This window comes from Mesorhizobium comanense (assembly GCF_005503535.1).
Lineage (GTDB): Bacteria > Pseudomonadota > Alphaproteobacteria > Rhizobiales > Rhizobiaceae > Mesorhizobium > Mesorhizobium comanense.
Window position 1 is genome coordinate 24,484 of record NZ_SCNN01000040.1, and the last position, 6,240, is coordinate 30,723.

A 6,240-nucleotide genomic window follows, 5' to 3' on the forward strand; every position below is an offset into this window, starting at 1 on the left:
ACAACGGCCATTTGCTGCATTTATTTGAAGCTATAGCGGCCGGTTCGGCCAACCAAGCGAATAAGCAAAACACCTGCGGCAAGGAAACACCTACATGGCGACCGGGACGGTAAAGTGGTTTAACGCGACCAAGGGCTTTGGCTTCATTCAACCTGACGGCGGTGGACAGGACGTCTTTGTCCATATTTCTGCTGTCGAGCGCGCCGGCCTGTCGACGCTCGTTGACGGCCAGAAAGTCAACTATGAGATAGAACAGGATCGGCGGACCGGCAAATCGTCAGCCGGCAACCTTAGCAAGGTTGGCTGAACCAGCCATGTGATCTCGGCAAGCGCATCAGGCACGCAAGAGGTGCACCAAGATGATTAAGTTTGGTGGCCTACCGGCATGTCGTTGAAGTGTCACCTTTGCTGACCCATATGCGCGGTGCGCCGGATGTTTCCTCCCATTCGTCCGGCGCGTTCCCCTCTGGAGGTTTTAACCTTCATACCTGGCCGGACCTTTAGTCCGGCCTTTTTCTTGCGCGCGAGAAATGGTTAGACTGAGGCGATGACGTCCGGTCGCTGTTGGGCGATCTCGCTGCCAGAATTGTGCAGTATCGCGTTGCCGCTTCACCGGTGAAATGAGAACCATGATAAGAGCTGTCAAGCCGTCGGTTTAACGTTGCCAGCCCGGCAGGCGGAAGACTGATCCATCGCCGTTTTCATTCGAAGGGCAATGGCAATTCGCCTCCAGCTTTTGCCGATATTTCCAACTGATGTAGAAGCATCGACTAAGCTGCAGGCTTGTCGAAAACCATCGGCAAACCACGTTTTGTCGCCATGTCGACGACCAGTTCTTCGATCGCTTGATCGGAAAGGCGGGTCTGCAGTATCGTCCGAATTCGCTTGACCAGTTCGTGCACCGGCAAAGTCGCGAGATCCTCGGCATCATCAAGAAGCCGACCGACTTCGATTACAACGTCAGCATCGATGTCCATCGGCAAATCTCGCATGCTATCTCCGATCAACGTAGATATTGCCGTCTTCCCGGCCCTTGTCGAGTCAACCAGATGAACGTCGGGGTGTTTCCCACCACGGCGGACTCGATCCTCTGCTTCGGCTACACAAATCATCGCTGCGATGGGGTGAAGCTCTGTTTTACCGCTTTGGAAGCCGTCAAGCTTGCATCTTGGACCTCAGTCGCTGCGCAGGATTTTCGCTTCTAACGCCGCTGCAACGAACGCCCGTCTCGCAACCGGCGTCTGAGCTTCACCGCGCAGAACCTGAAGACATGCATCCATAGCCAGTTTTCGCTTCGTCGTCTGATGAGGGAAACTCCGCAGCAGGATCGTCGCTGCGTCGTTCACATCGAATATGACGCGTTCACGCTCCTGCCGGCCAACTTGCACCACCACGGGCCGGACGAACCTGCTCAACATGCTTACACTTTCAATTCAGGCCATGACGGACTTCGAGTATCATGACGTTGGGTCAGTTTATACAGCAGGCACCGAAAAGAAACTGCGGTTACTCAATCGCGAGAGAAGTTGCCTGTCCAATTTCACAGGCCGCTACCTGAATCCGGAGGGGCCTCAGAAGGCCGCGCCTTCCTTCCTGATCGTAAGCCTTGAAGAGGCTGCTGCCGCAATGGCGACGCTTCTAGGGGCGCAGGCGCCCGGAGAGAAAGAGGGCGGGCGGGTTGCGGCGGCGGGTAAAGGACCGGGAGAGAGTCTTCCGGCGCCCGCCGAGGAGCGACATTCATGACCCAGATGGAAATTCACACGCCAAAGCGCAACGAGCGTGCCGGTTACAAGGTTGACGTCAGCCGCGGCCAGCGCATCGGCCGCGTCTCGTCAGAATGGTTCAACCGGCCGGCGGACGAGCGATACCTGTCGCTTACCGACCTCCGGAATTCGGTAAAGAGCCGATCGGAGCGCAGCAAGACCCGCATCGTCGAAAGTGAGCTGATCCGCGTCGAGGCCAGCCGCGACGATCCGGAGCGCCTGAGGCTAATGCTGCCCGATGCGCCTGCCCCTGTTGCCCCCACGCATTGGAGTTTTGGCCAACTCGCCTCCTTGGTCGGCGCACGGCCACCTATCTTCGGCAGCTTCCAGCTCCGCTCGCGGCGATGAACCTTCAGCACGGTCTCCTCAACCATCGCGCCGAGCAGGTCAAGACGCTGGAGATCGAGAACGGACGCCTCGAGTTGCGGGCGGTAACAGGCCCTGATTACGGCAGAATATTTGACTCAGAACTGGTGGACGCCGTTCAAAAGATCGCCGGCAACGGAACCGGAGACACGCGCTGGAAGGTCCCCGGAGTGCTCGACTGGTCGACAGGGATCTACAATCCGCACGTCGACATCTCCAGCGACACCACCACGCTCTACGCGTCTGATCGCGATATCTTCGTGTTCCTCGTCGACGATCTGAACCCGATCGAGGCCGGGCGGCTGCCGAATGGGGAACCGGATCTCTATTTCCGTGGCTTCTACTGCTGGAATTCCGAAGTCGGAGCCCGCACCCTCGGGATCGCCAGCTTCTATCTGCGCGCGGTTTGTCAGAATCGCAATCTGTGGGGGGTCGAAGATTTCGAGGAAATCACCATCCGCCATTCAAAATACGCGGCCTCCCGTTTCGCCCTGGAAGCCGAACCGGCGCTGATCCAGTTCGCCGATTCCTCGCCCATGCCGTTCGTCAACGGCATCAAAACGGCGCGGCAACGGATCGTTGCCAGAGATGACGAATATCGCCAGAACTTCCTGCGCAAGCGGGGCTTCTCCAAGTCCGAAACCACGAAGATCATCGATACTGTTCTGATGGAGGAAGGCAGACCACCGGAGTCGATCTTTGATTTCGTGCAGGGCATCACGCGGGTCGCGCGCGACAAGCCGCATCAGGATGTCCGCCTGGACATGGAGGGCAAAGCCAAGAAGCTTCTCGACTTCGCGGCCTGATCCTCCGCAGGCCGGCCACGAAAACGCTCGTGCCGGCCTCGCCTCCGAACCGCCTTCCTCAATCCCAGCGCTGTCCTCCGAAGCAGAGGACGGCGCTCTTTCGTGGGAGAACCCGGTATCGCCAACATGCCGGAGAGCCCTCGGGCGGCTCGGTCGCGTCGAGATTCGCGAGCTGGGGCCGGATCGGCGTGAGGCCGGGAGGCAGAGGGGGGAGGGGAGGGTTTTTGACGGGCTTGGAGGTTCGGGGAGAGGCCCCGGGCCGCCCGTCATGGAGAACCTGACCATGGCAAAGAACGCCATTCAGAAGATCGCGATGAACGCCGCGGAGAACATTCCCTATGACAAGCTGATGCTGTCGCAGAAAAATGTCCGGCGCATCAAGGACGGCGTGTCGATCGAGCAGCTGGCCGAAGACATCGGGCGGCGAAAGCTGATCCAGAGCCTGAACGTCCGTCCCGTGCTCGACGGCGAGGGCGAGGAGACCGGCACGTACGAGGTGCCCGCCGGCGGCCGCCGTTATCTCGCGCTCGGTATCCTCATCAAGCAAAAGCGTCTGGCCAAGGATGAGCCAATCCCCTGCATCGTCAACCGCGGGCAGGAGACCTCGGCCGAGGAGGATTCGCTTGCCGAAAACCTGCGGCGCGCCGACCTGCACCCGCTCGACCAGTTTCGGGCCTTCAAGACACTCAGCGACCAGGGCCTCGATCCGGACGAGATCGGCGCCCGCTTTTTCGTGTCGCCGGCCACAGTGAGACAGCGTCTGCGGCTGGCATCGGTATCGCCAAAGCTTCTCGAGCTCTACGAGAAGGACGAAATCCGCCTCGAACAGATCATGGCGTTTTCGATCTCGGACGATCACGCGCGCCAGGAGCAGGTCTGGGAGCGGATTTCCAGCTCGCACACGCAGGAACCCTATTACATCAGGCGCCTGCTGACCGAGACCACCGTTCGCGCCGACGATCGCCGGGCCGTCTATGTCGGCGCCCAAGCCTATGAAGCGGCTGGAGGGGTCATCCTTCGCGACCTGTTCGAGCAGGATTCCGGCGGCTGGTACCAGGATGCCGCCCTACTCGAGCAGCTTGTCTTCGACAGGCTGAAGGTGGATGCCGAGGCGATCCGCGCTGAAGGCTGGAAATGGGTGGAGGCGGCGATCAGCTTTCCCTATGGCCACACCTCCGGAATGCGGCGCATCTACGCCGAGGCGCAGGAGCTCAGCGCCGAGGAGATCGAACGCTACGACGCGCTGAAGGCCGAATACGACAAGCTGGATGCGGACTATGCCAAGGCCAAGGAAGCCGACGAAGCAATCGAGGCGAAGCTCGACCAGCTGGGTGCCGAGCTCGATGCGATCGATGATCGTCCTCAAAGCTACGATCCCGCCCAGAAGACCATTGCCGGGGTGTTCGTTACGCTTGCCGCGAACGGCAAGCTCCAGGTCGACGCCGGTTTCGTTCGGTCCGAGGACGAGCCGCGGCCCGAAACCAGCGACGTCGATGAGGGCGAGGAAGGGGGCACCGAGGGCCAAACCCGATCTAATGGCGACGACGACGGCGATGGCGTTGTCGTCAACGGCCACCCGGTGAACGACGCCTCTGGCGACGACGGCGAGGACGATGGCATCAAGCCCCTCCCTGATCGGCTCGTCTTCGACCTGACGGCGCAGCGGACGCTGGCACTGCGCAACGCGCTCGCCGGCGACGTCGATATCGCCATCATCGCCGCACTCCATGCCTTCGTCCTGCAGGTCTTCTATCGCTTCGCGCCGAACACGTGCCTGGAGATCAGCATGAAGAGCGGCAGCTTCAGCCAGGTCGACGGTCTTGCCGAGACATCCTGGGCCAAGGAGATCGCCGAGCGGCACGAAGCTTGGGACCGCGATTTGCCCGATGAAGCAGATGGCCTGTGGGACTTCCTTCTCGGCCTCGACGAAGCAAGCCGCAAGGCGCTTTTCGCGCACTGCGTCTCGCTGACCCTCAATGCGGTGGTTGAACCCTGGAACAGGCGAGCGAAGGCGCTCGAGCATGCAGACGTGCTTGGCCGCTCGCTCCAGTTCGACATGGTCGACGCCGGCTGGACGCCCACGGTCGAGTTCCTCGGAAGGCTTACCAAGGCGCGGATTCTACAGGCTGTCCGGGAAGCGCGTGGCGCAGACTCCGCGCAGCTGATCGACCACATGAAAAAGGACATCATGGCCCGTGAAGCCGCCCGTCTTCTCGAAGGATCGAACTGGCTGCCCGAGCCGCTGCGCGTTGAGGTCGATGAAGTGTCTGGCGACGCTCGCGACGCCGTCGCCGGCGACATGTCGGAGGAAGCGGCTCTCGACGGCGATGCCGCCGAGCTGCCGGCCTTCCTCGCCGACGATGCGGATCCGTCCTCCGATGAGCCGGTGACCATCGACGGCGACGCAACGGACCACCTCCAGGCCGCCGAATAGTCGGCCTCCCGCTCGCACCGGGCCCGGCACTCCCGCCGGGCCCAATCCAGTTCCAACTCACCCTCAAGCCCGGGATCGCCACAGCGCGCCCGGGGAGTTTTTGTTTCATGGAGATCGACATGTTCGACTGGAAAAGATCCTGCTCCTACGACGAGCAGCAGAAGAGACGTTTCCACACCACAGCCCGTTCACGGCTGAAGAAACTCGCCGCCGAACTTGCGCTGCCGCAGGGAAGCTTCGACCTGCGCTCCAACAGGGCGGGCATCGCCGTTTGCGGTGAAATTACCCTGCACCACGACGACGCCTACATCCAGGTCGGCCAGTTCGGTTTGTCCTCAGGTCACGGTATCCTGATCCGCACCTGCAAGGGCCGAAAGGACTATACTGGCGGGGCCAACCACTTCGTTGCGCTCGGCATGCTCGACGACATCCCGGCGCTCGCCGCCGCCGTCCGTGCCGTAACCGGGGTTGGTCGAGACGCTTCGCGTTCCTCCGAGCGACGCGCCGCGTGAACCCTGCACGCGCCGGCCGCAGCCTCGGCCCGTCGCCAGCCACAACACCAAGCAGTTGCCATGGCGCGGTGATGCCGCGCGTGGCCGAGCTGCGTTCAGGAGAACCTCATGACCGCACATCCACCCTTCAGGAAGGTGCTCGACGGCGTCGCCACCCGCGAGCAGATGTTCCAACTGTTCAGCCGCCACAAGGACACTCCCGGCATCGATCCCAATTCCGGCACTCCCTATTCAGGCGAGTGGTTTGAATATGTTGCGTAGACGGTTATGTTGCGGCGACGTGATCGTAGCTTGGCTGATCAGCTAAAGTTCACCCAGCGCCGCAACCTAATTTTCTGGCTAAAGGGCGTTCAGGAAAG

7 protein-coding genes and 1 pseudogene are annotated in these 6,240 nt (G+C 61.2%); 6 read left to right on the top strand and 2 right to left on the bottom strand.

The genetic code is table 11. The features are described from left to right. Window positions 1-94 precede the first annotated feature (94 nt). The gene (locus FFS37_RS33840) at window positions 95-307 is read left to right on the top strand and encodes a cold-shock protein (RefSeq protein WP_137935262.1); all 213 of its coding nucleotides are present in this window, start codon (window positions 95-97) and stop codon (window positions 305-307) included. A gap of 463 nt (window positions 308-770) precedes the next feature. Here the strand turns inward: FFS37_RS33840 and FFS37_RS33845 are convergent, their stop codons facing one another. Continuing rightward, entirely contained in the window at window positions 771-977 is a 207-nt protein-coding gene (locus FFS37_RS33845) for a hypothetical protein (protein ID WP_232375879.1), read from the bottom strand. 198 nt (window positions 978-1,175) lie between these two features. Further along, window positions 1,176-1,418, bottom strand: a complete 243-nt coding sequence (locus FFS37_RS33850) for a DUF982 domain-containing protein (RefSeq protein ID WP_137935264.1) — start codon at window positions 1,416-1,418, stop codon at window positions 1,176-1,178. Here FFS37_RS33850 and FFS37_RS33855 point away from each other — a divergent pair. From FFS37_RS33855 to FFS37_RS33875, 5 genes and pseudogenes are all read left to right on the top strand, one after another. Continuing rightward, the gene (locus FFS37_RS33855) at window positions 1,417-1,743 is read left to right on the top strand and encodes a hypothetical protein (RefSeq protein ID WP_137935265.1); all 327 of its coding nucleotides are present in this window, start codon (window positions 1,417-1,419) and stop codon (window positions 1,741-1,743) included. The genes FFS37_RS33850 and FFS37_RS33855 overlap by 2 nt on opposite strands. Beyond that, a pseudogene (locus FFS37_RS33860) lies at window positions 1,740-2,935 on the top strand (DUF932 domain-containing protein). Before FFS37_RS33855 ends, FFS37_RS33860 begins: the two are co-directional and overlap by 4 nt. A gap of 283 nt (window positions 2,936-3,218) precedes the next feature. Further along, window positions 3,219-5,369, top strand: a complete 2,151-nt coding sequence (locus FFS37_RS33865; protein ID WP_171026532.1) for a ParB/RepB/Spo0J family partition protein — start codon at window positions 3,219-3,221, stop codon at window positions 5,367-5,369. A 107-nt stretch (window positions 5,370-5,476) separates the two neighbouring features. Then, window positions 5,477-5,881, top strand: a complete 405-nt coding sequence (locus tag FFS37_RS33870; RefSeq protein WP_137935267.1) for a hypothetical protein — start codon at window positions 5,477-5,479, stop codon at window positions 5,879-5,881. A gap of 108 nt (window positions 5,882-5,989) precedes the next feature. Beyond that, window positions 5,990-6,142 carry a DUF1419 domain-containing protein gene (locus FFS37_RS33875; RefSeq protein ID WP_232375880.1) on the top strand — a complete coding sequence of 51 codons (153 nt, stop codon included), beginning with the start codon at window positions 5,990-5,992 and terminating at the stop codon, window positions 6,140-6,142. The last annotated feature ends 98 nt before the right edge of the window (window positions 6,143-6,240 follow it).

What these genes read in the sequence shown, in the direction of transcription:
- FFS37_RS33875 (WP_232375880.1), top strand. Translation starts at nt 5,990, where the DNA reads ATGACCGCACATCCACCCTTCAGGAAGGTGCTCGACGGCGTCGCCACC.
- FFS37_RS33850 (WP_137935264.1), bottom strand. Translation starts at nt 1,418, where the DNA reads ATGTTGAGCAGGTTCGTCCGGCCCGTGGTGGTGCAAGTTGGCCGGCAG.
- FFS37_RS33865 (WP_171026532.1), top strand. Translation starts at nt 3,219, where the DNA reads ATGGCAAAGAACGCCATTCAGAAGATCGCGATGAACGCCGCGGAGAAC.
- FFS37_RS33845 (WP_232375879.1), bottom strand. Translation starts at nt 977, where the DNA reads ATGGACATCGATGCTGACGTTGTAATCGAAGTCGGTCGGCTTCTTGAT.
- FFS37_RS33840 (WP_137935262.1), top strand. Translation starts at nt 95, where the DNA reads ATGGCGACCGGGACGGTAAAGTGGTTTAACGCGACCAAGGGCTTTGGC.
- FFS37_RS33855 (WP_137935265.1), top strand. Translation starts at nt 1,417, where the DNA reads ATGCTTACACTTTCAATTCAGGCCATGACGGACTTCGAGTATCATGAC.
- FFS37_RS33870 (WP_137935267.1), top strand. Translation starts at nt 5,477, where the DNA reads ATGGAGATCGACATGTTCGACTGGAAAAGATCCTGCTCCTACGACGAG.